Origin of the sequence: Rhodanobacter lindaniclasticus, from assembly GCF_004799035.1 — a bacterium.
GTDB classification, from domain to species: Bacteria; Pseudomonadota; Gammaproteobacteria; order Xanthomonadales; family Rhodanobacteraceae; genus Rhodanobacter; species Rhodanobacter lindaniclasticus.
The window spans coordinates 23621-48231 of record NZ_MWIO01000007.1; the positions used below are offsets into that span (position 1 = coordinate 23621).

The 24611-nt window shown below is 67.6% G+C and carries 24 protein-coding genes, 1 tRNA gene and 1 other RNA gene; 16 read left to right on the forward strand and 10 right to left on the reverse strand.

What is annotated here, in order from left to right; all coding sequences use genetic code 11:
* Window positions 1–27 precede the first annotated feature (27 nt).
* Entirely contained in the window at window positions 28–960 is a 933-nt protein-coding gene (locus B1991_RS02035) for a segregation and condensation protein A (protein WP_136257045.1), read from the reverse strand.
* A gap of 841 nt (window positions 961–1801) precedes the next feature.
* Between B1991_RS02035 and B1991_RS02040 the strand changes: the two genes are divergently transcribed.
* The gene (locus B1991_RS02040; RefSeq protein ID WP_136257046.1) at window positions 1802–2170 is read left to right on the forward strand and encodes a PilZ domain-containing protein; all 369 of its coding nucleotides are present in this window, start codon (window positions 1802–1804) and stop codon (window positions 2168–2170) included.
* 72 nt (window positions 2171–2242) lie between these two features.
* Here the strand turns inward: B1991_RS02040 and B1991_RS02045 are convergent, their stop codons facing one another.
* Entirely contained in the window at window positions 2243–3928 is a 1686-nt protein-coding gene (locus B1991_RS02045) for a long-chain-fatty-acid--CoA ligase (protein WP_136257047.1), read from the reverse strand.
* Between the two features lie 80 nt (window positions 3929–4008).
* On the opposite strand from B1991_RS02045, the gene B1991_RS02050 reads away from it, so the two are divergent.
* A complete protein-coding gene (locus B1991_RS02050; protein ID WP_342773758.1) occupies window positions 4009–4521 on the forward strand; it encodes a hypothetical protein in 513 nt (170 codons plus the stop codon).
* Between the two features lie 85 nt (window positions 4522–4606).
* On the opposite strand, the gene acnA is transcribed toward B1991_RS02050, so the two are convergent.
* Window positions 4607–7360, reverse strand: coding sequence for an aconitate hydratase AcnA (gene acnA, locus B1991_RS02055; RefSeq protein WP_136257048.1), 2754 nt, complete (start codon window positions 7358–7360; stop codon window positions 4607–4609).
* 239 nt (window positions 7361–7599) lie between these two features.
* On the opposite strand from acnA, the gene B1991_RS02060 reads away from it, so the two are divergent.
* On the forward strand, window positions 7600–8529 hold the full coding sequence (locus B1991_RS02060) for a LysR family transcriptional regulator (protein ID WP_136257049.1): 930 nt from the start codon (window positions 7600–7602) through the stop codon (window positions 8527–8529).
* Window positions 8530–8547: 18 nt separating this feature from the next.
* On the opposite strand, the gene B1991_RS02065 is transcribed toward B1991_RS02060, so the two are convergent.
* Window positions 8548–9591 (reverse strand): glycosyltransferase family 9 protein, encoded by a 1044-nt coding sequence (locus B1991_RS02065; RefSeq protein ID WP_136257050.1) that lies wholly within the window; start codon window positions 9589–9591, stop codon window positions 8548–8550.
* Window positions 9592–9666: 75 nt separating this feature from the next.
* Here B1991_RS02065 and B1991_RS02070 point away from each other — a divergent pair, with 75 nt between their 5' ends.
* The 8 genes from B1991_RS02070 (at window position 9667) to B1991_RS02105 (ending at window position 14839) form a co-directional block, all read left to right on the forward strand.
* Window positions 9667–10398, forward strand: a complete 732-nt coding sequence (locus B1991_RS02070) for a 3-deoxy-D-manno-octulosonic acid kinase (RefSeq protein ID WP_136257082.1) — start codon at window positions 9667–9669, stop codon at window positions 10396–10398.
* On the forward strand, window positions 10395–11153 hold the full coding sequence (locus B1991_RS02075; RefSeq protein WP_136257051.1) for an MBL fold metallo-hydrolase: 759 nt from the start codon (window positions 10395–10397) through the stop codon (window positions 11151–11153). The genes B1991_RS02070 and B1991_RS02075 overlap by 4 nt, the downstream gene beginning before the upstream one ends.
* A gap of 313 nt (window positions 11154–11466) precedes the next feature.
* Window positions 11467–11559: transfer RNA gene (locus B1991_RS02080), tRNA-Ser, on the forward strand.
* Between the two features lie 50 nt (window positions 11560–11609).
* Window positions 11610–11706, forward strand: an RNA gene (gene ffs / locus B1991_RS02085) — signal recognition particle sRNA small type.
* Between the two features lie 82 nt (window positions 11707–11788).
* Complete coding sequence (dnaX, locus tag B1991_RS02090; protein ID WP_136257052.1) at window positions 11789–13456, forward strand: DNA polymerase III subunit gamma/tau; 1668 nt, start codon at window positions 11789–11791, stop codon at window positions 13454–13456.
* Window positions 13456–13779, forward strand: coding sequence for a YbaB/EbfC family nucleoid-associated protein (locus tag B1991_RS02095; protein WP_136257053.1), 324 nt, complete (start codon window positions 13456–13458; stop codon window positions 13777–13779). Before dnaX ends, B1991_RS02095 begins: the two co-directional genes overlap by 1 nt.
* Before the next feature lie 78 nt (window positions 13780–13857).
* Window positions 13858–14457: a recombination mediator RecR gene (gene recR, locus B1991_RS02100; protein ID WP_136257054.1), complete on the forward strand. Its 600-nt coding sequence runs from the start codon at window positions 13858–13860 to the stop codon at window positions 14455–14457.
* Between the two features lie 37 nt (window positions 14458–14494).
* Window positions 14495–14839, forward strand: coding sequence for a histidine triad nucleotide-binding protein (locus B1991_RS02105; protein ID WP_136257055.1), 345 nt, complete (start codon window positions 14495–14497; stop codon window positions 14837–14839).
* 66 nt (window positions 14840–14905) lie between these two features.
* On the opposite strand, the gene B1991_RS02110 is transcribed toward B1991_RS02105, so the two are convergent.
* The 6 genes from B1991_RS02110 to B1991_RS02135 all read right to left on the reverse strand — a co-directional run bounded on the left by B1991_RS02110 (window position 14906) and on the right by B1991_RS02135 (window position 20538).
* Window positions 14906–15502, reverse strand: coding sequence for a Slp family lipoprotein (locus tag B1991_RS02110; RefSeq protein ID WP_136257056.1), 597 nt, complete (start codon window positions 15500–15502; stop codon window positions 14906–14908).
* Window positions 15503–15548: 46 nt separating this feature from the next.
* A complete protein-coding gene (locus B1991_RS02115; protein WP_136257057.1) occupies window positions 15549–17516 on the reverse strand; it encodes a transglutaminase TgpA family protein in 1968 nt (655 codons plus the stop codon).
* Window positions 17513–18466, reverse strand: coding sequence for a DUF58 domain-containing protein (locus B1991_RS02120; protein ID WP_136257058.1), 954 nt, complete (start codon window positions 18464–18466; stop codon window positions 17513–17515). Before B1991_RS02120 ends, B1991_RS02115 begins: the two co-directional genes overlap by 4 nt.
* On the reverse strand, window positions 18466–19407 hold the full coding sequence (locus B1991_RS02125) for an AAA family ATPase (RefSeq protein WP_136257059.1): 942 nt from the start codon (window positions 19405–19407) through the stop codon (window positions 18466–18468). Before B1991_RS02125 ends, B1991_RS02120 begins: the two co-directional genes overlap by 1 nt.
* Before the next feature lie 79 nt (window positions 19408–19486).
* Window positions 19487–20083 carry a Maf family protein gene (locus B1991_RS02130; protein ID WP_281280517.1) on the reverse strand — a complete coding sequence of 199 codons (597 nt, stop codon included), beginning with the start codon at window positions 20081–20083 and terminating at the stop codon, window positions 19487–19489.
* On the reverse strand, window positions 20083–20538 hold the full coding sequence (locus B1991_RS02135) for a hypothetical protein (RefSeq protein WP_136257061.1): 456 nt from the start codon (window positions 20536–20538) through the stop codon (window positions 20083–20085). The genes B1991_RS02130 and B1991_RS02135 overlap by 1 nt, the downstream gene beginning before the upstream one ends.
* Window positions 20539–20680: 142 nt before the next feature.
* On the opposite strand from B1991_RS02135, the gene B1991_RS02140 reads away from it, so the two are divergent.
* From B1991_RS02140 to fabG, 5 genes are all read left to right on the forward strand, one after another.
* Window positions 20681–21199: a YceD family protein gene (locus B1991_RS02140; protein ID WP_425466642.1), complete on the forward strand. Its 519-nt coding sequence runs from the start codon at window positions 20681–20683 to the stop codon at window positions 21197–21199.
* Window positions 21200–21282: 83 nt separating this feature from the next.
* Window positions 21283–21477 carry a 50S ribosomal protein L32 gene (gene rpmF, locus B1991_RS02145; RefSeq protein WP_136257062.1) on the forward strand — a complete coding sequence of 65 codons (195 nt, stop codon included), beginning with the start codon at window positions 21283–21285 and terminating at the stop codon, window positions 21475–21477.
* 148 nt (window positions 21478–21625) lie between these two features.
* Complete coding sequence (locus tag B1991_RS02150) at window positions 21626–22600, forward strand: beta-ketoacyl-ACP synthase III (RefSeq protein WP_136257063.1); 975 nt, start codon at window positions 21626–21628, stop codon at window positions 22598–22600.
* A 144-nt stretch (window positions 22601–22744) separates the two neighbouring features.
* Window positions 22745–23692, forward strand: coding sequence for an ACP S-malonyltransferase (gene fabD, locus B1991_RS02155; RefSeq protein ID WP_136257064.1), 948 nt, complete (start codon window positions 22745–22747; stop codon window positions 23690–23692).
* 38 nt (window positions 23693–23730) lie between these two features.
* Window positions 23731–24474, forward strand: a complete 744-nt coding sequence (gene fabG / locus B1991_RS02160; RefSeq protein WP_136257065.1) for a 3-oxoacyl-ACP reductase FabG — start codon at window positions 23731–23733, stop codon at window positions 24472–24474.
* The last annotated feature ends 137 nt before the right edge of the window (window positions 24475–24611 follow it).

The following is a 24611-nucleotide window of genomic DNA, read 5'->3' on the forward strand; positions in this document are numbered from 1 at the left end:
GCCGGGTCGGCGTGGTCGATGGGTGGATCAGTCGCCGGACGGTCCGGCCAGCGCCGATTCGCCCGTTTGTGTGTCTTCCGCCGGCAGTTCGGCGGGCTCCTCGTGGCTGGCCTTGGCCTTGACGTAGATCGGCGCCAGCGGCACTTCCTGCACGATCTCGATCAGCATTTCCTTGGCCAGCTCCAGCATCGCCAGGAAGGTCACCACGATGCCCGGGCGGCCTTCAGCCAGGTCGAACAGATCCTCGAACCGGTGGAAGGTGTCGTCCTCCAGCCGGCTCAGCAGCTCGCCCATGCGCTGGCGCACGCTGAGCGCCTCGCGCTTGATCGCGTGATGCCCGAACAGTTCGGCGCGGTGCATCACGTCCTTGAGCGCCAACAACAGCTCGGTCAGTTCCAGCGGGGGAGGCAGCCGGATCACGTTGCGCTCGCCGGTGTCGGCATGCACCACCACGCTGTCGCGCTCCATGCGCGGCAGGGCCTCGATGTCCTCGGCGGCCCGCTTGAAGCGTTCGTACTCCTGCAACCGGCGTACCAGTTCGGCGCGCGGGTCGTCCTCCAGCCCTTCCTCCTGTGGTGGGCGCGGCAGCAGCAGGCGCGATTTGATCTCGCCCAGGATCGCCGCCATCAACAGGTACTCGGCGGCCAGCTCCAGCCGCATCACGTCCCGCATCAGCTCGATGTAGGCCATGTACTGCCGGGTGATCTCGGCTACCGGGATGTCCAGAATGTCCAGGTTCTGCCGGCGGATCAGGTACAGCAACAGGTCCAGCGGACCTTCGAACGACTCCAGGATGACCTCGAGCGCATCCGGCGGGATGTACAGGTCCTGCGGCATCTGCAGCATCGGTTCGCCGCGCACGATGGCCAGCGGCATTTCCTGTTGTTGCGGTACCGCGGCAAATGCGTCGGGCATGGTCGCGCCCGGATCGGACTGCTCGACGACGGGTTCAGTGCTCATCAAGGCCTGTCTGGAGAGCCGTGTTCCACGGCTGGCAATGGGTTGCGCATGTTCAAACTTGTTCGTGTGCAGGCACAACGTGCTGCTTCGCGCCCGGAATGTATCCGCGCTCGAACGCGTCGTTGGGCGGCGTTCCCGGTATCACGTTTCTGTGCAACTCAAAAACCGAGGCGCGGTGGTCGGCGCCATCGTCCCGCCCGGCATGATGAATCCACGCATCGTGGTTCGGTCAGGCGGGTCGTCAGCGACCGTTGCGCTTCTGTTGCGGGTCGTCGGCCACGACAACAACGCAAGCCAACTGGCGAACAACTTCGGCGCCGCTGGCTTTTTGCCGGTCAGTCTGGGCACTTCGGTGGACTACCCTGGAGCGCCGAAGAGTCGGCAGCAAGCAGGTTCCTTGGATCCACGCGTGGTCACAGGGTAATGGCAAGCCGGACACAAGTCCAGTCGACGGAGCCGGTCGAAAGTGGCCCCTGGGGTTCATGTCCGCGCCCGCAACAGGCAGAATAGGGAGTCCTGCGGAGGGCGTAGGGTGTCGGTGGCGGCGCGTGACCCAATGTGACGCTGCGGGGCAAACACGAAAGCAGCTGACGACGCCGTCCGGGAGGAGATGTCGCCGGATGGCGGGGAAATGCCCGGCCGGGACCCTCAGCCGTGCAGTTTGTCGATCGCAAACGGCGTGGTGGCGGGCCCGGAGAAACATGAGCTTGGTGGCACGGCAATTGCTTTAAACCTATGGACACCGGCACACCGAATCCAGGCGAGGGGCCGGCGCGGTCTCCGGACAATACGGGCGCGCTCCTGCCCTGGGCAGACACATGCAGACAGGCGGTAACAGCTGATGGCGATCGACAAACAGGGAAATGATCGTGGCGAGCCGGAGAAGTTGCGGCCGGCTCGCATGCAGATCGAGACGACGGTGCTGATCAGCCGGCACGGCGAGTCGCACCCCACCGAGCTGGTGGACATTTCGGCGACCGGCGCGCTGCTGCGCCGCCCGCTGGGCTGGACCGGGGAGGCGGGCCAGAGCTGGGTGCTGGACATGATCTTCGGGCACAACCTGCACATCCACCTGGAGGCGACGGTCGCGCGCATCTCCGATCACCACATCGGCTTTTCCTACAGCCGCATCCCCGAGGACAAGCAGGTGCCGCTGTGGAACCTGCTGGGCGGTTACGCCGATATCCTGGAGTACTGGAAGGACGGCTGAGCCGGTTCCGCCGCGCCCGCATGAAAACGCCCGCATTTGCGGGCGTTTTTGCAGGTGGATACCTGGAACCGGTCAGGCCGCGGGTTTCTTCTCGTCACGCAACTCGCGCCGCAGGATCTTGCCCACGTTGCTCTTGGGCAGGCTGTCGCGGAATTCGATCAGCTTGGGCCGCTTGTAGCCGGTCAGGTTCTCGCGGCAGAACTGCTTGAGCGCCTCCTCGGTGAGGTTCGGGTCCTTGCGCACCACGAACAGCTTCACCACTTCGCCGGAGTGTTCGTCGGGCATGCCGACCGCGGCCACTTCCAGCACGCCCGGGTGCGCCATCACCGCGTCCTCGACCTCGTTCGGATACACGTTGAAACCGGAGACCAGGATCATGTCCTTCTTGCGGTCGACAATGTAGAAGTAGCCGTTCTCGTCCATCTTCGCGATGTCGCCGGTGTGCAGCCAGCCGTCGGCGCCGAGCACCTTGGCGGTCTCGTCCGGGCGGTTCCAGTAGCCCTTCATCACTTGCGGGCCCTGCACCATGAGTTCGCCGACTTCGCCGACCGGCAGCGGCTTGCCGTCCTCCGACCAGATCGCCACGTTGGTGGACGGCACGGGCAGGCCGATCGAGCCGTTGTACTCCTCCAGGTCCAGCGGATTGATGCAGACCGCCGGCGAGGTTTCGGTGAGCCCGTAGGCCTCGGCGAGGGTGCAGCCGGTGGCCTGTTTCCAGCGCTCGGCCACCTTGCGCTGCACGGCCATGCCGCCGCCCAGGGTCAGGTGCAGGCGCGAGAAATCCAGCTCGGCGAAACCGGGCGTGTTGAGCAGCCCGTTGAACAAGGTGTTGACGCCGGTGATCGCAGTGAAACCCGAGGCCTTCAGTTCCTTGACGAAGCCGGGCATGTCGCGCGGGTTGGTGATCAGCCAGTTGAGTCCGCCGAGGCGGGCAAACACCAGGCCGTTCGCCGTCAGCGAAAAGATGTGGTACAGCGGCAGCGCGGTGATGATCACTTCCTCGCCGGGCTTGACCAGTTCGGTCCCGATCCAGGCAGCCGCCTGCAGCATGTTGGCGATCATGTTGCCGTGGGTCAGCATCGCGCCCTTGGCCACGCCGGTGGTGCCGCCGGTGTACTGCAGGAAGGCGATGTCGTCGTGGCCCATCGTGACCGGCTGCAGCGGGTGCGCCGCGCCCTGCGCCAACGCGTCGCGGAAACGTACGGCCTGCGGCAGGTGGAACGCCGGCACCATCTTCTTGACGTGCTTGAGCACGAAGTTGACCAGCGTGCCCTTGGGGAAACCGAGCAGGTCGCCGATGCCGGTGGTGACGATGTGCTTGACCTGCGTCTGTGCCGCCACCTGCTGCAGGGTGGCCGCGAAATTGTCCAGCACCACGATGGCCTGGGCGCCGGAATCCTCCAGCTGGTGCTTCAGCTCGCGGGCCGTGTACATCGGGTTGGTGTTGACCACCACCAGCCCGGCGCGCAGGGCACCGAACAGGGCGATCGGATACTGCAGCACGTTGGGCAGCATGATCGCGATGCGATCGCCCTTGCCCAGCTTGAGCACGCCGGTGAGGTAGCCGGCGAACTGGCGGCTCATCTCGTCGATCTGTCCGTAACTGAGCTGGCGGCCGAAGTTGGCAAAGGCCGGGCGGTCACGGAAACGGGTAAACGCCTCCTCGAGTACGGCGGGGACCGAGGCGTACTGGTTGACGTCGATCTGACCGGGCACGCCGGCCGGATAGTGTTCCAGCCAGGGACGTTCGTTGCTCATGCTCTTGGGTTCCCCGTGTGGTTCGATGCTGATGCCGTCAATGGGTGGAATCTGGATGTCGAACGCATCCATGATGGCCCATGCGCCAGATCATTGGAACATACGCCCGCGTACAGCGGCAAGCCGCGTGCCATGGAGTTCCGTCGATGAACGGATCACGAAAAATTTTCCTGCTTTCGGCTGCGCTGCTGGCGTGCGTAGTGATGCTTGCTGCCTGTCACCGCACGCCGGACGAGGAGCGCATACGTGCTGCGATCACGGCCACGGCGCAGGCGGCGGAAGCCGGTTCGGCCAGCGGTGTGGGTGAGTCGTTGAGCGAGGACTTCGACGGCAATGCGGGCGAAATGGACCGGCGTCGGTTGATGGCGATGGTGGGCCTGCTGAAGCTTCGTGGCGAGAGTGTCGGAGTCTTGCTCGGGCCGGTTTCCGTCGAGCCGCGTGGTGAGCGCATGGTGGCGACCTTCACGGTCACCCTGAGCAGCGGCGGACGCCTGCTGCCCGATCGACTGGGGGTCTATCGGGTGACTTCCGGCTGGCGCAAGGAAGGCGGCGACTGGCGCTGCTACACCGCGAGCTGGGAGCGCTCGATCTAGCCGCTGCCGTGCCAGCGACGTCACGGTATGCGAAAAAGAAAACGCCCCGGCCAGCGGGGCGTTTTCTTGTCGCGGTGTCGCCGGATCAGGCGGCCTTGCGGCCGGCCAGCTGACGCAGCACGTACTGCAGGATGCCGCCGTGGCGGAAGAACTCGCGCTCCTTCGGCGTGAGCAGCATCACGTGCACGCTGAACTGCTTCTTGCTGCCGTCCTCGGCGGTGGCGGTGACCGTGGCTTCCTTCGCGTTGCCGTTGTCCAGGCCGGTGATGTCGAAGCTCTCGCGACCGGTCAGGCCCAGCGACTTGGCGCTCTCGCCGGCCTTGAACTGCAGCGGCAGCACGCCCATGCCGACCAGGTTGGAGCGGTGGATGCGCTCGAAGCTCTCGGTGATCACGGCCTTGACGCCCAGCAGCAGGGTGCCCTTGGCCGCCCAGTCACGCGAGGAACCGGTGCCGTATTCCTTGCCGGCGATCACCACCAGCGGCGTGCCGGTTTCCTTGTACTTCATCGCCGCGTCATAGATCGCCAGCTGTTCGCCGCTGGGGATGTGGCGGGTGAAGCCGCCTTCCACGCCGTCCAGCATCTGGTTCTTGATGCGGATATTGGCGAAAGTGCCGCGCACCATCACGTCGTCGTTGCCTCGGCGCGAGCCGTAGGAGTTGAAGTCGATCGGCTGCACGCCGCGCGAGATCAGGAAGCGACCGGCGGGCGAATCCTTCTTGATCGAACCGGCCGGGGAGATGTGGTCGGTGGTGATCGAGTCGCCGAACAGGCCCAGGCAGCGCGCGGCGTGGATGTCCTCGACCGTGCCAAGCTCCATCGTCATGCCTTCGAAGTAGGGCGGGTTCTTGATGTAGGTGGAGGCTTCGTCCCAGGCGTACAGCGCGCCGTCCGGCGAGGCGATCGCGTTCCAGCGTTCGTCGCCCTTGAACACGTCGGCGTAGTTCTTCTTGAACATCTCCGAGGTGACCGCGCTGGCCATCAGGTCGCTGATTTCCTTGTTGCTCGGCCAGATGTCCTTGAGGAACACGTCCTTGCCCTGCGCATCCTTGCCCAGCGAGTCGGTGGAGAGATTCACGTCCAGCGAACCGGCCAGCGCATAGGCGACCACCAGCGGCGGCGAGGCCAGGTAGTTCATCTTCACTTCGGCGTGCACGCGGCCTTCGAAGTTGCGGTTGCCCGAGAGCACGGCGGCCACCGCCAGGTCGCCGTCAGCGATGCCCTTGCTGACCTCGACCGGCAGCGGGCCGGAGTTGCCGATGCAGGTGGTGCAGCCGTAGCCGACCAGGTAGAAGCCGGTCTTCTCCAGCTCGCTCAGCAAACCGGTCTGCTCCAGGTAATCCGTCACCACCTTGGAGCCGGGGGCCAGCGAGGTCTTCACCCACGGCTTCGCCTTCAGGCCGCGGGCAGCCGCCTTCTTGGCGACCAGACCGGCCGCCAGCATCACCGCCGGGTTGGAGGTGTTGGTGCACGAGGTGATCGCGGCGATCACCACCGAACCGTCGCCGATGCGGAAGCTCTGGCCGTTGTGTTCCACCAGCACGCCGGTCTCGCCGATCGCGTTGGACGGATTGCCGATCGCGCTGGCACCGCCCTCGTTGGCGAAACGGTCGACGTCGCCGTTGCCCTTGCGCCGATTCGCGGTGAGCGGGCCCACCACTTCGTGGAAGTTCTTCTGCACGTCGGTCAGCAGCACGCGATCCTGCGGGCGCTTGGGGCCGGCCATCGACGGCTTCACGTCGGCGAGGTCGAGTTCGAGCACGGCGGAGAACGCCGGCTCCGGGCTGTTGGCGTCATGCCACAGGCCCTGGGCCTTGGCGTACGCCTCCACCAACTGGATCTGTTCGTCGCTGCGGCCGGACAGGCGCAGGTAGTTCAACGACTCCTGGTCGACCGGGAAGATGCCGCAGGTGGCGCCGTATTCCGGTGCCATGTTGCCGATGGTGGCGCGGTCGGCCAGCGCGAGGTGCTGCAGGCCCGGGCCGAAGAACTCCACGAACTTGCCGACCACGCCCTGCTTGCGCAGCATCTGCGTCACGGTCAGCACCAGGTCGGTGGCGGTGGCGCCCTCGGGCAGGCGGCCGGACAGCTTTAAGCCGACCACCTGCGGGATCAGCATGGAAGAAGGCTGGCCCAGCATCGCGGCCTCGGCCTCGATGCCGCCCACGCCCCAGCCCAGCACGCCCAGGCCGTTGACCATGGTGGTGTGCGAATCGGTGCCGAACAGGGTGTCGGGATAGGCCCAGGCCTGGCCGTCGATCTCGGTGTGCATCACCACCCGCGCCAGGTATTCCAGGTTCACCTGGTGGACGATGCCGGTGCGCGGCGGCACCACCTTGAAGTTGCTCAGCGCCTTCTGGCCCCAGCGCAGGAAGCTGTAGCGCGCCTGGTTGCGGTCGAACTCGATTGCGACGTTCTTCTCCAGCGCATCCTCGCTGCCGAAGACATCCACCTGCACCGAGTGGTCGATCACCAGCTCGGCCGGCGACAGCGGGTTGATCAGGGTGGGATCACCGCCCAGCGCCTTCATCGCGTCGCGCATGGCAGCCAGGTCGACCACGCATGGCACGCCGGTGAAATCCTGCAGCAGCACGCGCGCCGGCATGAAGGCGATCTCGGTGTCCGGCTCCCTGGCGGCATCCCAGGTGGCCACCGCCTCGATTTCGCGGGAGGTCACGTCCACGCCGTCCTCGTGGCGCAGCAGGTTCTCCAGCAGGATCTTCATCGAGTAGGGCAGTCGCTTCAGGTCGAAGCGCTCGCCCAGTTTGGCGAGGCTGGCATAGGCGTATTTCCTGCCGTTGACTTCGAGCGTGTCGCGGGTGGCGAAAGTGTCTTTCATGGTGCTGCTCCTGGCTGAATCCTGCGGCTGGGACGACTGACAAGCGTGCCGAAACGGGTCGACCGATCCGGCAAAAAGGGAATTATCGCTCAAACGCCGCATCCCGGCGTTGCGCAAGGCTGCGGTGCAGGCGCATGAAGGGCTGCCGCGGCGGTTAGACTGCGTGCGACGCCGGGGGGATCACGCGGCGCTCTGAAGGATGCCCGCCTTGACGACCACAGACAAACGCCTTTGACGACATGCAGCGTTCGATGATTTCGACCCACCTCGCCGCCGTCTCGCTGCGCGACCTCGCGCTGGTGCAGGCGGTGCATCGGCACGGCAGTTTCAACAGTGCCGCGCGCGCGATGCACATCAGTCCGTCCGGCTTGTCCCACCAGGTGCAGAAGGTGGAGCAGGCGCTCGGTGCGCCGCTGTTCGAACGTGGCGGGCGGCGGGTGGTGGTGACCGCCGGCGGCCAGCGCCTGTTGCAGCAGATCGATGCGGTGCTGGTGGCGGCCGAGCACCTGCAGCAGGTCGCCCGCGCCGGCGAGGTGGCTTTCGGCGGCGCGTTGCGGCTGGGCTTGCCGGCGTCGCTGGGGCCGTATCTGCTGCCGCATCTGATTGCGCCGTTTCCGCAGCATTTCCCCGGTGCCCGGCTGGGCATTTCCGAGGGCAAGCCGCGCGGGTTGTTGCGCAGGCTGCACGAGGGCGAACTGGACGCGGTGCTTGCGCCGTCGGCACCGGCCGTCAGCGGGATCGCTTCGCGGGCGCTGTTCTTCGAACCGTGGGAGCTGATGCTGCGCGCCGATCATCCGCTGGCCGGTCGACCATCCATTGCGCTGGAACAACTGGACCAGGCCGAGGCGATCCTGATGGCGGAAAGCCATGCCGATGGCCTCGACGGCAGCGAGCGCGGCCACGTGCAGGACGTCAGTCTGGAAAGCCTCGCCGCACTGGTCAGCCTGCGCGGAGGTTATGCCTTGGTGCCGGCGCTGGCGCACGAGCGGCTCGCCTCGATGCCGGGGATCGTGCTGGCGCGGCTCAAGGGTTCGGCGGGCGGTCGCGAAATCGCGCTGTACTGGCGCGACGCCTCGCCCTGGCACGATGACCTGCATGCCTTCGCCGACCTGCTGCGCAAGCTGGCACGACAGCGACCGGGCTTGCGCGTGCGCAGCGGCAAGGGCTGACGCGTCGACGCGCGGGGATCAGGCCAGGCCGAGGTCGCGCGCGGCCGCCTCGTAACGCTCGACCACCGCATCCACGTCGATCAGGTCCATCACGCCAGGACGTTCGATCTTGCTGCCCCACGGAATCTCCGTTGCCGGTCGGCCCAGGTATTTGCGCGCGGCTTCGTCGTATTTGTTCACGCACCAGCGTCGATCGGAGTAGGGGCCGGAGCGGTCCGGGTTGCTGGCGGCATGCAGGCCGAGCACGCGGGTGCCGACGCTGTTGGCCATGTGCATCGGGCCGGAATCCGGGCCGAGCAGCAGCTGTGCGCGGGCGAGCAGGGCCAGCAGTTTCTTCAGGGTGTCCTTGCCGGTGAGGTCGAGCGGCGCATGCCGGCAGGCGACCAGCACCGCGTCGGCCATGGCACGCTCCGATGCGGACGGTCCGCCGATCAAGGCCACCCGCCAGCCGCGGGAGGCGGCATGATCCATCACCGCCGCGTAGCGCTCCGGCCGCCAGTTGCGCAAGGCATGGCTGGAGGCCGGGCTGACCAGCACGGTGGGCGTGTCGCCGGGCAGTTGCCCGGCGGCCCAGGCGTGCGCCTCATCGGGAATCGGGATGTCCCAGCGCACCTGCGTCTGTTTCAGGCCCAGCGGTTCGCAGAAGCTGCCGATCGCGTCGAGCACGTGTTCGCCGTTGCGCGCGGGGATGCGCTCGTTGATGACCAGGCCGTGCAGGTCTTTCGCACGGGCGCGGTCGTAACCGATGCGCCGATCCGCCTTCACGGCCAGGCTCAGCAGGTTCGAGCGCATCGCTACCTGCATCTGCAGCAGGGCGTCGAAGCGTCGCCCGGCAAGGGCCGCGCGCACCGCGCGCAAGCCGGCCCAGCCAGCGGCCTTGTCGAAGGTGACGAACTCCACGCCGGGCAGGTCGCCCACCAGTTTGCGTTCGAGCTTGCCGACGATCCATGTCAGCGCGGTCTGCGGCCACGCCTGTTGCAACGTGCGCACCAGTGGCACGACATGGGTGACATCGCCGATGGCGGAGGTACGCAGCAGGCAGATCGAGGAAGGTGCATTCATCGCGATGGTCGTTGGCCCGGGCCTGCGGAAGGCTGGGCAGGCGTGTGGGTTAGAATCGGCGTCCGGTCACAAGGCATCATGATGCCCGAACGCATCCAGCAAGACGCCCGCGGCGCGATTCTGTGTGACGCCGCCGTATCGTCACAAGTCGACAACGACTGGTTTGCGCCGGATTACTGGCGCGGGCGCGGTGCCTTGCGCATGCAGGCTGGCGGGCGCGGCGGGGTGGCGATCATTGCGAGCCCGCTCGGCGAGTGCGTGCTGCGCCACTATCGTCGCGGCGGGCTGGTACAGACGCTGCTGGGCGATCGCTATCTGTGGCTGGGGGCGCAGCGCAGCCGGCCCTTCCTGGAGTTCCGGCTGCTGGTCGAGATCGCGCGGCTGGGTTTGCCCGGACCGCGCGCCGTGGCTGCGCGTTATCACCGCCAGGGCCTGCTGTATCGCGCCGACCTCATCACGCATCGCATCGCCGGCGCGCGGACGCTCGCCGAGTGCCTGGCCGGCGGTGACCTCGACAGCGAGCTTGCGGCCGAGGTCGGGGCGGTGGTCGGGCGTTTCCATCGGGCCGGCATCTGGCATGCCGACCTGAATGCGCACAACGTCCTGGTCTCGACTGCCGGACTGCATCTGATCGACTTCGACCGCGGTCGTCAGCGTGCGCCCGCGCCTGGTTGGCGCCGGGCGAATCTGCAGCGTCTGCGCAGGTCGTTGCTCAAGCTCGGTGCTGCCGCCGCCGGCGAGCAGGCGTTCGAACGCGAAATCTGGCAGCCTCTGCTGCATGGCCACGAGCGCGCACTGACGGCATGAACTGGCATCTGCACTTTCTCGGCGTGGGCGCCGCGCATGCGACGGCGCTGGGCGCCTCTGCCGCCGTCCTCGAGCGCGCGGGCGAGCCGATGCTGCTGATCGACTGCGGACCGGGCACGCTCGATCGCTATACGGCGAGCTACGGCACGCTGCCGGACGCGGTATTCATCACGCACACCCACATGGATCATGTCGCGGAGCTGGAACAGTTGTTCATCCGGCTCTGGTTCGATCCCGTGCGGCGTGGGCGGATGCGCCTGTTCACCCACGCCGCGCTGGTGCCCTGGTTGCAGACGCGGGTGGCCGATTACCCCGGTGCGCTGGCCGAAGGCGGAGTCAACTTCTGGGAAGCGTTTCAGCTGGTGCCGTGCAGCCGCGGCTTCTGGCTGGATGGCTGCTGGTTCGACGTGTTCGCCACCCGCCATCACGTGCCGGGCACCTCGTACGGCCTGGCGCTGGATGGCAGTTTCGTCTACACCGGCGACACCCGGCCGATCCCGGAAGTGCTGGCGCGACACGCCGGTGGCGCGGCGCTGGTCGCCCACGATTGCGGCCTGGTCGGCAATCCGTCGCACACCGGCATCGACGACGTCGCGCGCGAATACCCCGAGGCATTGCAGCGACAGCTGCTTCTCTACCATTACGGCAGCGTGGCCGATGGCGATGCGCTGGCGGCACGCGGGTTTCGCGTCGCCATGCCGGGGCAGCGCGTCGCGTTGCTGGCGCCGGCCGCGCCGCGCGTCGACGCCGGCTGATTCCCGTTCGATTTGCTTGCCTGCATCCGGGCCTGCGGCTATCCTTCCGCTTCTTTGTCGGGCGGGATGCCCCACGAGGAAGATCCGGGCGTCCTTGCCGGGTTGCTTCGAAGAAGTGGAGAGGTGTCCGAGTGGTTGAAGGAGCACGCCTGGAAAGTGTGTATACGGCTTATCCCCGTATCGCGGGTTCGACAAATTCGTCGGGAACGAATTTGGACAGCCGCCAGGCTGGCCCCTCGCGCAGCGAGGGGTGAGGCCCAGGAAGGGCCGAACAATCCCGCCCGATGCGGGATGGCGGTGAAGGGTTTGTTGCGGAGAGGTGTCCGAGTGGTTGAAGGAGCACGCCTGGAAAGTGTGTATACGGCTTATCCCCGTATCGCGGGTTCGAATCCCGCCCTCTCCGCCAATTGAGTGAAGTGAGTCACGGCCAGCGCCGTGCAACGTCCATGGTGGCCCCGTCGGTCCCCCCGCGACGATAGTTCGCAAACTCCGCCAGGTCCGGAAGGAAGCAACGGTAGCGAATGACTCGGGTGCCGGGGTGTGGCTGGCGGGGCCGCCACCATTTCGGGCCGGACGTTTGCTGACTTGCGTGCGCCGACTTGGCACAATCGACCTTTGTCCCCACGTTGGCAGTCATGTCCTATCAGGTACTCGCCCGCAAGTGGCGCCCACGCAAGTTCTCCGAGCTGGTGGGGCAGGAACACGTGGTGCGCGCACTCACCAACGCGCTCGACACCGGGCGCATGCACCACGCCTACCTGTTCACCGGCACCCGTGGCGTCGGCAAGACCACCATTGCGCGCATCTTCGCCAAGTCGCTGAACTGTGAGCGTGGGCAGTCGGCTGATCCGTGCGGTGAGTGTTCGGTGTGCACGGCGGTGGACGAAGGTCGCTTCGTCGACCTGCTGGAGATCGACGCGGCCAGCAACACCGGTGTCGACGACGTCCGCGAGGTGATCGAGAACGCGCAGTACGCGCCATCGCGCGGCCGCTTCAAGGTGTACCTGGTCGACGAGGTGCACATGCTGTCCAAGAGTGCGTTCAACGCGCTCCTGAAGACGCTGGAGGAACCACCGCCGCACGTGAAGTTCCTGCTCGCCACCACCGATCCGCAGAAGCTGCCGGTGACGGTGTTGTCGCGCTGCCTGAAGTTCAACCTCAAGCGCTTGCTGCCGGAACAGATCTCCGGCCAGATGCGGCACATCCTGGGCGCCGAGAACATCAGCTACGAGGACAGCGCGATTGGCGAGCTTGCCCGCGCCGCGGACGGTTCGCTGCGCGATGGCCTGTCGCTGCTCGATCAGGCCATCGCCTATGGCGGTGGCGCGCTGCATGCCGACGACGTGCGCACCATGCTGGGCAGCGTGGCGCGTGGGCAGGTGCTGGGCGTGCTCGATGCGCTGGCTGCAGGCGATGGTGAACGGCTGATGGTCGAATGCACGCAGATCGCCTCCTATTCGCCCGACTTCGGCGGCGTGCTCGACGACATCGCCGGCCTGTTGCACCGCCTGCAATTGATCCAGCTCATTCCCGGCTATCGGCCGGAAGCGGATGACGCCGACGACGCGCTGGCCGACCTCGCTGCGCGCCTCGCGCCGGAAGACGTGCAGCTGTACTACCAGATCGCGGTGGCGGGCCGCCGTGACCTCATGCTGGCGCCCGATGCCCGCACCGGGTTCGAGATGGCCTTGCTGCGCATGCTGGCGTTCCGCCCCGGTGACGAACCACCGGCCGCGCGCGCGACGCCGCCGCGCGCGGCGTCAGGCCGGGCGCCCGCGCGTGCACCCTCGCCACCGTCGGCGAGTACCCGCGCCCCCGCGCCACTGGCACCGGCACCGGCACCGCGCGTGCCCGCTGCGGAGACCCCGGCGCCAGCGCCGATCGCCCGCGATGCGAGTGGCCGACCGGACTGGGAGGCCTTGATCGAACGGGCCCAGCTGCGCGGGCCGTTCAGCGTGGTGGCACAGAATGCGGTGCTGCGCGAGCGCGACGGCCAGACCCTGGTGCTGGCGTTGCAGCCGGCGCACATGGGCATGGCGGTGGAGCCCATGGTCAGCCAGATGGAGGATCGCATCAGCCAGGCGCTGGGCGAGACCATCCGCCTGCGCTTCGTCAGCGAAAGCCAGGCCGACGCCATGCAGACCCCGGCGGCGCGCGCGGCCAAGGCGCGCGACAGTGCGCAGAGCGCGGCCGAGCAGGCCATCGAGGACGATCCGCTGGTGCAGAGCCTGAAGCGCGACTTCGGTGCCCGCGTCGTGCCGCAATCCGTCAAACCCTTGGGCAACGAACCCGGAGCCAGATGATGAGAGGACAAATCGGTCAGCTGATGCAGCAGGCGCAGCGCATGCAGGAAGACATGAAGCGCGCGCAGGAGGAAATCGCGAAACTCGAAGTCACCGGCAGCGCCGGCGGCGGCCTGGTCAGCGTGGTGATGACCGGTGCACACGAGGTTCGCCGCGTGCAGATCGACCGTCAGACTTTCGCCGACGATCCCGAGATGGCCGAAGACCTCGTCGCCGCCGCGGTGAACGATGCGGTCAACAAGGTCGCCCAGGCCAGCAAGGACAAGCTCGGCGGCGTCACCGCCGGGATGAACCTGCCGGCCGGCTTCAAGTTGCCGTTTTGAGGCGGGATCCGGATTCGGGGTCGGCGGGAGTGGCACGAGGCGGCGCATGCATTTGAACAACCGGATCCCTGAAGCCCCATGAACAGTTCCCCCCTCCTTGCCGAGCTGATCGAGGCACTGCGCTGCCTGCCCGGGGTGGGTGGCAAGAGCGCGCAACGGATGGCTTTCCACCTGCTGGAGCGCGAGCGCGAGCGCGGCTCCAGGCTCGCCCGGGTGATGGCGGAGGCGATGGAGAAGATCGGCCACTGCGAGCGCTGCCGCAATTTCAGCGAGCAGCCGCTGTGCACCCTGTGCGCCAGTTCCAGCCGCGACCGGCAGGTGCTGTGCGTGGTTGAATCACCGACCGAGCTGGCGGCGATCGAACAGGCAACCGGCTATCGCGGCCAGTACTTCGTGCTGATGGGCAGGCTGTCGCCGCTGGATGGCCTGGGCCCGGAGGAACTGGGCCTGGCGAAACTGACCCAGCGCCTGGGCGAGGGCGAGATCGAGGAACTGATCATCGCCACCAATCCCACCGTGGAGGGCGACGCGACCGCGCACTACCTGGCGCAGCTCGCGCGCGCCGGTGGCGTGCGGCCGACCCGGCTGGCCTATGGCGTGCCGCTGGGCGGAGAGCTGGAATACGTCGACCGCAGCACGCTGGCGCATGCGTTCGGCGGCCGGCAGATACTGGACTGAAAGCGGCCGTCAAACGGCCGGATCGAGGGAGCCAAGCATGAGCGACACCATTTTCAGCAAGATCGTCCGCCGCGAAATCCCCGCCGACATCGTCTACGAGGACGACGAGGTGCTGGGATTCCGCGACCTCAATCCGCAGGCGCCGGTGCACGTGCTGTTCATCCCCAAGCAGTCGCTGGCCACGCTCAACGATGCGACGCCGGAGCAGGCGACCCTGCTCGGGAACCTGCTGCTGGCTGCCGCGAACTACGCGAAGCAGGAAGGCTTCGCCGAACAGGGTTATCGCACCGTGATCAATTGCAACGAGGATGGTGGCCAGACCGTCTTCCACATCCACGTGCATTTGCTGGCCGGCCGCCGTCTGCATTGGCCGCCGGGTTGATCCCTTGCTGATCGGCTGGAACATGAAAACGCCGGCGATGGGCCGGCGTTTTCATGTTCAGTTCAGTTACTTCTTCGGTGGCGGAGGCGGTGGCGGAGTGCGCGGACGCACCACGATCACGCGCGGACCGCCCCAGTACGGGTAGCCCCACGGGCCGCCCCAGTAAGGGCCGAAACCCGGACCCCAGAACGGGTCGTAATAGCCCGGCGGATAGGCCATGCGCGGCTGGCGCTTGGGCCACAGGTAGACCACGTTGGCCTCGATCCGCGGATAGGCGTAGTCGTACTCGCCGACCTTCTTGGTCACGGTGCCGTGCAAGGTACCGGTGACGGTCAACTCACGCCCGCGGGTGAACACCTCCGGATCGTAGAAGCCGTCGCGACAGGCGACAAAACGGCCATCGTTCTCGCCCGAGTTGCCCAGGCGTGGTCGCGCCTGGCTGTCCAGCGGACGCGACAGCACGAAGAAGCAGGTCTGCTGCGGACCCGGTTCGGTCGTGATGATCTCGCCGCCCCAGCGCACCGCAGTGCCGCTGGCGCCGCCTTGCTGGGCGCTGGCGGTGGAGACGGTAGCGTAGTTTCCCTGCAGCGGTTGCGGGATCGTCGCACAGCCACCCAGCACGGCGATCGCGGCGGCGAGGGTGAGAGGACGGTAAAGAGACATGAGGTTTTCTCCGTCAGGAGCGATGGTGTCCACCATCGCGTCGATGTCATTTGACCACGTTCCCTACCCGAAAATCCCGGACGGCGCGCCGGAACGCGTGGACCGATTCAGGCGCGGGTTCGTCGCTGGCATAGCAAAGTTCCAGGTACTGTTGCATCAACTCCGTCAACTGGCTGCGCTGCGTCGGCAGGGCACGTGCTGCGCGGCTCAGATAGTGCTGCGGGCCTTCGCCGGTCCGCCGGACAATCCGTTGCCGTGCGAGCTTGCGTTCCAGCGTGCGCAAGGCCTCCCGCAACGGGTCGCGCGGCTGCCGCCGCCGCAATGCCCATGCCAGCCCGATGGCGATGAACAGGCTGCTGCCGATGGCCAGCAGTACGCCCAGCGTTCTCGTGTCGGTGTCGCGGATGCCGAACGGGGTCAGCAAGCCGCGCTGGCGTAGCGCATCAAACGCCACAACGCCCTGATCCCACCAGCGGTTGACAATGTCCCAGCGGTTGCGGAACTGCTGCAGCCAGTCGCGCCGGTACCAGTCCAGCTGGTCGCCGGCCGCCGCGGCGGCGCCCAGGCTGACCCGCTCCGGGCGCACGGCGGCGGTGGGGTCGACGCGCACCCAGCCGCGATCGGCCAGCCACACCTCGCTCCATGCGTGGGCATCGGAGTTGCGCACCAGCAGGTAATTGCCCAGCTTGTTCCAGTAGCCGCCCTGGTAGCCGGTGACCACGCGTGCCGGAATGCCGGCCGCGCGCATCAGCACGGTGAACGCCGACGAGTAGTGCTCGCAATAACCTTCGCGCGTGTCGAACAGAAAATCGTCCATGGCGTCGCGGCCCAACGGCGCCGGCGCGAGCGTGTAGCGAAAGCCGCCATCGTGAAACAGCGCCAGCGCCTCGCGGACGATGGCGGCGTCGTCGCTGCCGTGGCGCTCGCGCCAGGACTGCCCGAGTGTCAGCGTGCGAGGGTTGAAGCGGGCGGGGAGCTGCAGCCAGCGCTGCGGTCGCGCATCCAACTGCGGTTCGAGTCGGTATCGCGTGGCCGAACTGAGTGCATAGTTGAGCGCATCGTCGACCGGCCGACCGGCTACCACCACGTGGTCCCTGCGCATGACGGCCCCCGCGGGCGCATCGATCGGTACGTCCAGGGTCGGCAGCACCCGGCGGTGCGTGGGCAACAGGCTGATCCGGTAGCCGATCGCCTGTTCGACCTCGAGCGGCACCGGTGCCGCGTGGGCCACGTCGGCATAGCTCCAGCTCACCCCGTCGTACCGGCTCATGACGAAGGCGCGGAAGTAGCGCTGGTCCGGCGGTGGTGGTTCGCCGTCGAACGTGACCCGCATGGCCGGGTGATCGTCGGTCAGCAGTTCGGTGAAGGCACCCGGACTCATGCGGTCGCTGAGGCCGGTGCGCGCCTGGTCGCGGCCGGGTGCGCCCCACAACGGCGAACCCAGCCGCGGCACCAGCACGAAGGCCAGCAAGGCCAGCGGCAGCGCCGCCGCCAGCAGTCCCAGCGCGGGCATGAAACTGCGCGCCATCCCGCTCGGTGCTTGCGCCGGCTCCAGCGCGCGCAGGGTAGCCAGCGCCGGCACCAGCCCCAACGCCACCACCAGCGTGCTGACCATGCCCTGGTCGAACAACAGCGCGGTCATCAGGGTGAAACAGGCAAAGCCCACCCCGACGCGCACGTCGCGCAGGGTCTCGGTTTCCAGCAGCTTGAGCACCAGCAAGCCGATGCCCAGCGCGGTGCCTGGTGCACGCCCGAACAGGTTGCCGTAGTAGGCGATGATCGCCAAGGTCAGCAAGGTCAGCAGCGGCAGCTTGATCGCTTGCGGCACGCGACCGGGGCGGCGGCGGCGCTGCCACCAGCGGCCGCCCAGGATCACGGCGAGCGCAGCGTTGAGCCACCACGGCAGGTGGCTGGCGTTGACCGCCAGCACGAAGGTCGCGCTGAGGCAAAGCAGGTCGAACGCGCGTTGCGTCAGCGCGACTTGCGCCGGCTTGGGCGGCTTGCGTCCGATCACGGCAGGCCCGCCAGCGCGTCCATGCAGCGGACGTAGTGCTGCGGTCCGCTGCCGCTGCCGATGTCGTTGCCTGGCAGCCACAGGCTGAAGCTGCGGCGCTGCGCCTGCGCTTCGTTGAGCCAGCGCGCCAGCCGCGCGATGCGTGCCTCATCGTCGAGGCCGTGCAATTGCCGCCAGTCGAGACTCCACTGCGGCTGGCTGCGCGGCTGCTCGAAGTCCTTCACCAGCAGATCGTCGTGGCGAGCGCTGGGCTTCCAGGCGATGTGTCGTTGCGGATCGCCGGCCCGATAATCGCGCAGCGCGGCCAGCTCTTCGCCGCGGTGCAGTTGCATGTGGCGGGCGTCGTCGGCCATCGCCCGTGGCGCCGGACCGGTCGCCTCCGGACGCGGCCAGACCAGCACGGATTGCGCCGGGTGCAGCCAGCTCCAGGCGCGGAACATGCCCAGTGGCCAACTGGTCCACAGTCGCAGTCGCGGCAGCGGTTGCCAGCCGCGCCGGCGGGTCGGCAAGCGCAGGCTGACCCGGGCGGCGTCGGTGCCGTCCACGGCGAAGGCGGTCGATTCGTCATCCAGGTCCAGCCGGATGGCGCTACGCGGCCGATCGGAGTGGAACGAGCACACCAGCTCGATCGCCTCGCCGGCGATCGCGTGGCCGGCGCGCAGGTGATCCAGGCGCAGCCCGTCGAGGTTGCGGAACGCCACCAGCATGCTCGCCGCACTCGCCGCGCCGAGCAGGCAGGTCAGCAGCAGGGCGGCGTTGTTGTTGTAGTTCAGCGCGCCGACCAGCATCACCAGCAGCAGCACGGTGAAACCGAGGCCGAAGCCGCTGGGCACGATATAGATGCGTCGGCGATGCAGGGTGATCGGCAACGGCTCCGGGCGGCGGTAGCGGGTCAGTGCCGGCAGGCGCTTTTCCGCCCGGCGCTGCAGGCGTTGCAGCAGGCCTCGCATCAGTCCACCGCCACCTCGGTCAGCAACTGCCGCGCCAGCAGCGCGCCGTCGGCCCCCCGCGTCGCCAGCAGTCGGTGGGCTGCCAGCGGCACGAACAGGGCCTGGATGTCTTCGGGCAGTACATGACTGCGGCCGCTGAGCATGGCCCAGGCGCGGGCGGCGCCCAGCAGGGCCAGGCCGGCGCGCGGCGACAGGCCCGCGCGGATCTCCGGATGGCGTCGGCTGGCGGCCAGCAGGGCCTGCAGGTAGTCGAGCAGGGCCCCGCTGGCAGTGATGGCCTGCGCGCGTTGGTGCAGGGCCAGCAGCGATTCGGCGTCCAGTTGCGGGGTGAGTCGGGCCAGCATGTCGCGGCGATCGCTGCCGGTGAGTAGCGCGCGCTCGGCGCTGGGGTCGGGGTAATCCAGCGACAGCCGCAGCATGAACCGGTCGAGCTGCGAATCCGGCAACGGGAAGGTGCCGTTGAGATCCAGCGGATTCTGCGTGGCGACGACGAAAAAGGGTTGGGCCAGCGCGTGGGTCTGGCCGTCCACGGTGACCTGGTTCTCCGCCATCGCCTCAAGCAGTGCGCTTTGCGTCTTGGGGCTGGCGCGGTTGATCTCGTCGGCGAGCAGCAGGCCGGTGAAGATCGGCCCGGGATGGAAGCGGAAGCTGCCGCTGTCGCGCTCGTAGACGCTGACGCCGATGATGTCCGACGGCAGCAGGTCGCTGGTGAACTGCACGCGCTGGAACTCCAGCCCGAAGGTGGCGGCCAGCGCGTGGGCCAGGGTGGTCTTGCCCACGCCGGGCACGTCCTCCAGCAGCAGGTGGCCGCCGGCGATCAGGCAGGTGAAGGCCAGCTTGACCTGGTGCGGCTTGCCCAGCAGGACGCGGTTGACCTGGTCGATCGCGGCTTGCAGGCGTTGCTGCAGGGCTTCGGCGCGGGGCTCGATGGTGGCGGACATGGTTTCTCGACGGTCTGGAGCAGGGCGGGCGCGGTCCGCGCCGTGTGTCTGGCAGTGTAGCGGTACGACCTTCGCCGCCTCACGGCACGGCGATGCCCGCCTGGCGCAGCATGCGCGCGAGCGCGATCAGCGGCAGCCCGATCAGGGCGCTGGGATCGAGGTTGTCGATTTCCTCGAACAGGCTGATGCCCAATCCTTCGCACTTGAAGCTGCCGGCGCAATCCAGCGGCAGCTCGCGTGTGACGTAGCGCTCGATTTCCGCGCTCCCCAGCTCGCGAAAGCGGACCCGGGTGTCATCCACGTGGGTCTGCGAGCGGCCGTGACGGGTTTCGAGCAGGCACAACGCGGTGTGGAAATGCACGATGCGGCCGGAGCTGGCGCCGAGTTGCTCGCGGGCCACCTCCACGCTGCCGGGCTTGCGCAGGATTTCGCCGTCAAGCGCGGCTACCTGGTCGGAACCGATCACGAGCGCATCGTCGAAACCCGCGGCTACGGCGGTTGCCTTGGCGATCGCCAGGCGCAGGGCGCGTGTCGCGGGAGCTTCCCCGGCCTGCGGCGTTTCATCGGTGTCGGGCGCGGCCTGTTCGAAATCCGCCAGCAGACGGCGCAACAGGTCGGCGCGATAGCGGGAGGTCGAGGCCAGCACGATGCGGCGTGGCATATGCGGTTTGTCCATCAGTGGTCAGAGTCGCGGCGGATCTGCTCGCGCATCGCGCTGTTCAGCTCGGTCTGCGCCTGGGCCAGCGCCTTCAGCAGCGGCTGCAGCCGGTCGCGCGCCTCGCGCATCGAGCCGGCGGTTTCGTCCAGTTCGTGCTGGGTCGCGGCGGGGGAACGGTCGCGGATCCACAGGCGTTGCTGCAACAGCGCTCGCAAGCCGGCGTCGACGGCGTGGCGTGCGTCCTTTTCACTGGCGGCGGGAAGATCCGGGTTCAGCGACATCACCGCATGCGCCTGCTGCAGGCCGGAGCGGCAGGTTTTCAGGTCGAGCTCCAGCCGGTCGGCCAGGTCCAGCAGGTCGCGGATGCTGCCGGCGCGCCGGTTCTGGCGCTTGCGCAGCAGCACGGCCGTGCCGGCCAGCAAGATCAGGATGGCGAGGCAGGCCGCCACGCCGAGCGTGAGGTACGGGTTCAAGGGCGCTTCGTCGTGCGGGAGTGGCCCAGTCTGCCGCATCAGGGAGGGATCAGGCAAAATGCGCGTCACAGCCGTTGGCATCGGCGCTCCGGTGCGGCCGCGGGTTGACTTGGTGGCCCGGCAAACCTACCATTCCGCGATTATGTCCGTGACACTGCCAGAGTCCGTGGACGCCTGGCGCATGGTCTCGGCGCGGCGTTCGTTCGAGGGAACGCTGCCCATCGCGAGCTTGCGGCGCCTCGGCGAGGCACTGGCCGGCACCGATGGCGAGGTGAGTTTCGCGCTTGATTTCGGGCGCGACGACCTCGGCACCAGCTACGTGGATGTCCGCGCCAGCGCGCCGCTGACGTTGATCTGTCAGCGTTCGCTGGAACCGTTCGTGCTGCCGGTTGCGGTGCAGACGCGGCTGGGGCTGATCAGCCAGGAGCGCGACGAGGCGGGGTTGCCGCCCGATTGCGAGCCGCTGCTGGTGGCCGAGGATGGCCGCCTGCGACCGGCGGATGTGATAGAGGACGAATTGCTGTTGGCGCTGCCGCTGGTCCCGGTCAATCCGGACAGCCGGTTGCCCGACGAAGTGACAAGCCCCGACCCGGCGCAGGATCATGCCGAATCGGAACGCTCGGAGAATCCGTTCGCGGTATTGCGCGAGCTGAAGAAATAACGTCGTCCCGGCTCGCCTGATCCGGGCCGTTCGATCAACGATCATCCCGTTTCATTTCACCACGTTTCAGTTGGAGAACTACCATGGCTGTTGCCAAGAGCCGCCGTACCCCGTCCACCCGCGGCATGCGTCGTGCCCACGACAAGCTGAGCACCGTGCAGCTTTCCACCGATCCGACCAGCGGCGAGGTGCATCTGCGCCACCACGTCACCAAGGACGGCTACTACCGTGGCAAGAAGGTGATCCAGGCCAAGGCCGCGGTGTCGGTCGAGGATTGACCGGGTTGCCGGGACCCCGCGGGGTCCCGCCGGGCGATCAACCGGGACGGCGCGGCGACGCGCCGTTTTTGCGTTCCGCCACCCGGACACGTAACGTACGGCGTCGGCCGGCCGGTCGATCCTGCAGTCCTTGCCGATGGAAAGTTGAATGACCCAGATTTATTCCCGCCTCGTCGCCACCGGCAGCGCCTTGCCCGAGCGCATCGTCACCAATGCCGATCTGGAAAAGATCGTCGACACCAGTGACGAATGGATCCGCACCCGCACCGGCATCCGCCAGCGGCACATTGCCGCCGATGGCGAGACCACCGGCGACCTGTCCTTCCGGGCGGCGCAGAATGCGCTCGAAGCCGCAGGCGTCAAGGCATCCGAACTCGACCTGATCGTGCTCGGCACCACCACGCCGGATCTCATCTTTCCGTCCACCGCCTGTCTGCTGCAGCATCGTCTCGGCGCCAACGGTTGCGCGGCGTTCGACGTGAATGCGGCGTGCTCGGGCTTCGTCTACGCGATGGGCGTGGCCGACAAGTTCATCCGCAGCGGACAGTCGAAGAAGGTGCTGGTGGTCGGCGCCGAGACGCTGACCCGGATGGTCGACTGGTCGGAGCGCGAAACCTGCGTGCTGTTCGGCGACGGCGCCGGCGCCGTGGTGCTGGAGGCCTCCAGCGAGCCGGGCATCTATGCCACCTGCCTGCACGCCGACGGCGGCTACAAGCACCTGCTGTACAACCCGGTAGGCGTGTCGGTCGGCTTCAGCGACGAGCCCAATCACGGCGTGCGCATCCGCATGTCCGGGCGCGAGGTGTTCAAGGTCGCGGTGAAGACGCTGGACGCACTGGTCGGCGAGACCCTCGAAGCGGCCGGCATGCAGGAGTCGGACATCGACTGGCTGATCCCGCACCAGGCCAACCTGCGCATCATCGAGGCGACCGCCAAGCGGCTGAACATGTCGATGGACCGGGTCATCGTGACGGTCGACAAGCATGCGAACACGTCCTCGGGTTCGGTACCGCTCGCGCTCGATTACGCGGTGCGCTCGGGCAAGGTGCAGCGGGGCCAGAACCTGCTGCTGGAAGCGTTCGGTGGCGGTTTCACCTGGGCGTCGGCGCTGCTGCGCTACTGAGCCTTCACGGTTCCGCCGGGTTCTTCACGATGCCGCCCGCCCGGGCGGCATCGTGTTTTGCGTCCCGGAAAATGCGGAATACAGCTGCGTATGGGCGTCGATGCTGGCACCATGGCGGTTTTCGTCGACGGGATTTCCGCCTCCATGAGTTCCACTTCCGCTTCGCTGGCTTTCGTTTTCCCCGGTCAGGGCTCGCAGTCGGTCGGCATGCTGGCCGAACTGGCCGCCGCGCACGCCGAGGTGCAGTCGACATTCGGGGAAGCTTCGCAGGGCGCTGGCGTCGATCTGTGGAACCTCGCCATGCAAGGGCCGGAGGAACAGCTCAACCGCACCGAGCACACCCAGCCGGCACTGCTGGCCGCCAGCGTGGCGACGTGGCGCGTGTGGCAGAAGCTCGGCGGTGCGCAGCCGGCGCAGCTTGCGGGGCACAGCCTGGGCGAATACAGCGCGCTGGTCTGCGCCGGTTCGCTGTCGCTGCACGACGCGGCCGCCCTGGTGGCCGAGCGCGGGCGCCTGATGCAGGACGCGGTACCGGCCGGCGTGGGCGCGATGGCGGCCATCCTCGGCGGCGACGATGCGCAGATTGCGGCCGTATGCGAAGAGGTGGCGCAAGGGCAGGTCGTGTCACCGGCCAATTTCAATTCACCGGGACAACTGGTGATCGCCGGCAACACCGAGGCGGTCGATCGTGCGCTGGCCAGGCTTGCCGAACTGGGCGTGAAGAAGGCGATCAAGCTGGCCGTGTCGGTGCCGTCGCATTGCGCGTTGATGCGTGACGCGGCCGACCGGCTGGGCGAGCGGATGGCCGCGATCGACTGGCAGCTTCCGCGCGTGCCGGTGATCCAGAATGCCGAGGCGCGCAGCTACGGTACGGTCGAGGAGATCCGCGGCGCCTTGCAGCGCCAGTTGTACCTGCCGGTGCGCTGGACCGAATGCGTGCAGGCCTTGGCGGCCGGCGGCGCCACGCGCATCGCCGAGTGCGGCCCGGGCAAGGTGCTGGCCGGACTGATCAAGCGCATCGACAAGAGCGTCGAGGCGCGTCCGCTCGGCGATCCCGCCCAGCTGGATGCCGCCCGCGCCGAGTGGGCGTGAGTTTTCCGTTTTCCGATCCCCCGAAGGAACACCCGACAATGAGCAATCCACTGCAAGGTGAAATCGCGCTGGTCACCGGCGCCAGTCGTGGTATCGGCGCGGCCATCGCGGACGAGCTGGCGTCGATGGGCGCCACCGTGATCGGTACCGCCACCAGCGAGAGCGGCGCTGCCGCTATCGGCGAACGGCTGGCGGCGCACGGTGGCCACGGCCGCGTGTTGAACGTCACCGACGGCGCGGCGGTCGAGGCACTGGTCGACGCCATCGCGAAGGAATTCGGCCCGGTCTCGATCCTGGTCAACAACGCCGGCATCACCCGCGACCAGTTGTTGATGCGGATGAAGGACGAGGACTGGCAGGCGATCATCGACACCAATCTCACCTCGGTCTACCGCACCTCCAAGGCGGTGATGCGCGGCATGATGAAGGCGAAGAAGGGCCGCATCATCTCGATCGCCTCGGTGATCGGGCTCACCGGCAACCCCGGCCAGGCGAATTACGCCGCGGCCAAGGCCGGCATCATCGCGTTCTCCAAGTCGCTGGCGCGCGAGATCGGCACGCGCGGCATCACGGTCAACGTGGTGGCGCCCGGTTTCATCGATACCGACATGACCCGCGCGCTGCCGGAAGAAACCCGCCACGGACTGCTCGGCCAGATTGCGCTCGGCCGCCTGGGCGAGGCCGGCGACATCGCCAAGGCGGTGGGATTCCTGGCTTCGCCAGCGGCTTCCTACATCACCGGCGAGACCCTGCACGTCAACGGCGGGATGTACATGCCGTGAGGCCGGCGCACGGAGTTGTCGCCAGCGGCCTCTTTTTAGGCGACAATTGCGCTTTCGCGTCGGTCAACGGCAGCCGTGGCCAGCCATCGCCGGCGAATCGTGGCAGCACTGGCGCTTAGCCACTACAATGCCGCCGG

Excerpts from the sequence above, each read along its gene's own strand:
- B1991_RS02045 (WP_136257047.1), bottom strand. The coding sequence starts at position 3,928 with ATGAGCAACGAACGTCCCTGGCTGGAACACTATCCGGCCGGCGTGCCC.
- B1991_RS02125 (WP_136257059.1), bottom strand. The coding sequence starts at position 19,407 with ATGTCCGCCACCATCGAGCCCCGCGCCGAAGCCCTGCAGCAACGCCTG.
- B1991_RS02105 (WP_136257055.1), top strand. The coding sequence starts at position 14,495 with ATGAGCGACACCATTTTCAGCAAGATCGTCCGCCGCGAAATCCCCGCC.
- B1991_RS02140 (WP_425466642.1), top strand. The coding sequence starts at position 20,681 with ATGTCCGTGACACTGCCAGAGTCCGTGGACGCCTGGCGCATGGTCTCG.
- rpmF (WP_136257062.1), top strand. The coding sequence starts at position 21,283 with ATGGCTGTTGCCAAGAGCCGCCGTACCCCGTCCACCCGCGGCATGCGT.
- fabD (WP_136257064.1), top strand. The coding sequence starts at position 22,745 with ATGAGTTCCACTTCCGCTTCGCTGGCTTTCGTTTTCCCCGGTCAGGGC.
- B1991_RS02110 (WP_136257056.1), bottom strand. The coding sequence starts at position 15,502 with ATGTCTCTTTACCGTCCTCTCACCCTCGCCGCCGCGATCGCCGTGCTG.
- B1991_RS02095 (WP_136257053.1), top strand. The coding sequence starts at position 13,456 with ATGAGAGGACAAATCGGTCAGCTGATGCAGCAGGCGCAGCGCATGCAG.
- recR (WP_136257054.1), top strand. The coding sequence starts at position 13,858 with ATGAACAGTTCCCCCCTCCTTGCCGAGCTGATCGAGGCACTGCGCTGC.
- B1991_RS02130 (WP_281280517.1), bottom strand. The coding sequence starts at position 20,083 with ATGGACAAACCGCATATGCCACGCCGCATCGTGCTGGCCTCGACCTCC.
- B1991_RS02050 (WP_342773758.1), top strand. The coding sequence starts at position 4,009 with ATGCGCCAGATCATTGGAACATACGCCCGCGTACAGCGGCAAGCCGCG.
- B1991_RS02060 (WP_136257049.1), top strand. The coding sequence starts at position 7,600 with ATGCAGCGTTCGATGATTTCGACCCACCTCGCCGCCGTCTCGCTGCGC.
- dnaX (WP_136257052.1), top strand. The coding sequence starts at position 11,789 with ATGTCCTATCAGGTACTCGCCCGCAAGTGGCGCCCACGCAAGTTCTCC.
- B1991_RS02035 (WP_136257045.1), bottom strand. The coding sequence starts at position 960 with ATGAGCACTGAACCCGTCGTCGAGCAGTCCGATCCGGGCGCGACCATG.
- B1991_RS02065 (WP_136257050.1), bottom strand. The coding sequence starts at position 9,591 with ATGAATGCACCTTCCTCGATCTGCCTGCTGCGTACCTCCGCCATCGGC.
- B1991_RS02075 (WP_136257051.1), top strand. The coding sequence starts at position 10,395 with ATGAACTGGCATCTGCACTTTCTCGGCGTGGGCGCCGCGCATGCGACG.
- acnA (WP_136257048.1), bottom strand. The coding sequence starts at position 7,360 with ATGAAAGACACTTTCGCCACCCGCGACACGCTCGAAGTCAACGGCAGG.
- B1991_RS02120 (WP_136257058.1), bottom strand. The coding sequence starts at position 18,466 with ATGCGAGGCCTGCTGCAACGCCTGCAGCGCCGGGCGGAAAAGCGCCTG.
- B1991_RS02040 (WP_136257046.1), top strand. The coding sequence starts at position 1,802 with ATGGCGATCGACAAACAGGGAAATGATCGTGGCGAGCCGGAGAAGTTG.
- B1991_RS02150 (WP_136257063.1), top strand. The coding sequence starts at position 21,626 with ATGACCCAGATTTATTCCCGCCTCGTCGCCACCGGCAGCGCCTTGCCC.
- fabG (WP_136257065.1), top strand. The coding sequence starts at position 23,731 with ATGAGCAATCCACTGCAAGGTGAAATCGCGCTGGTCACCGGCGCCAGT.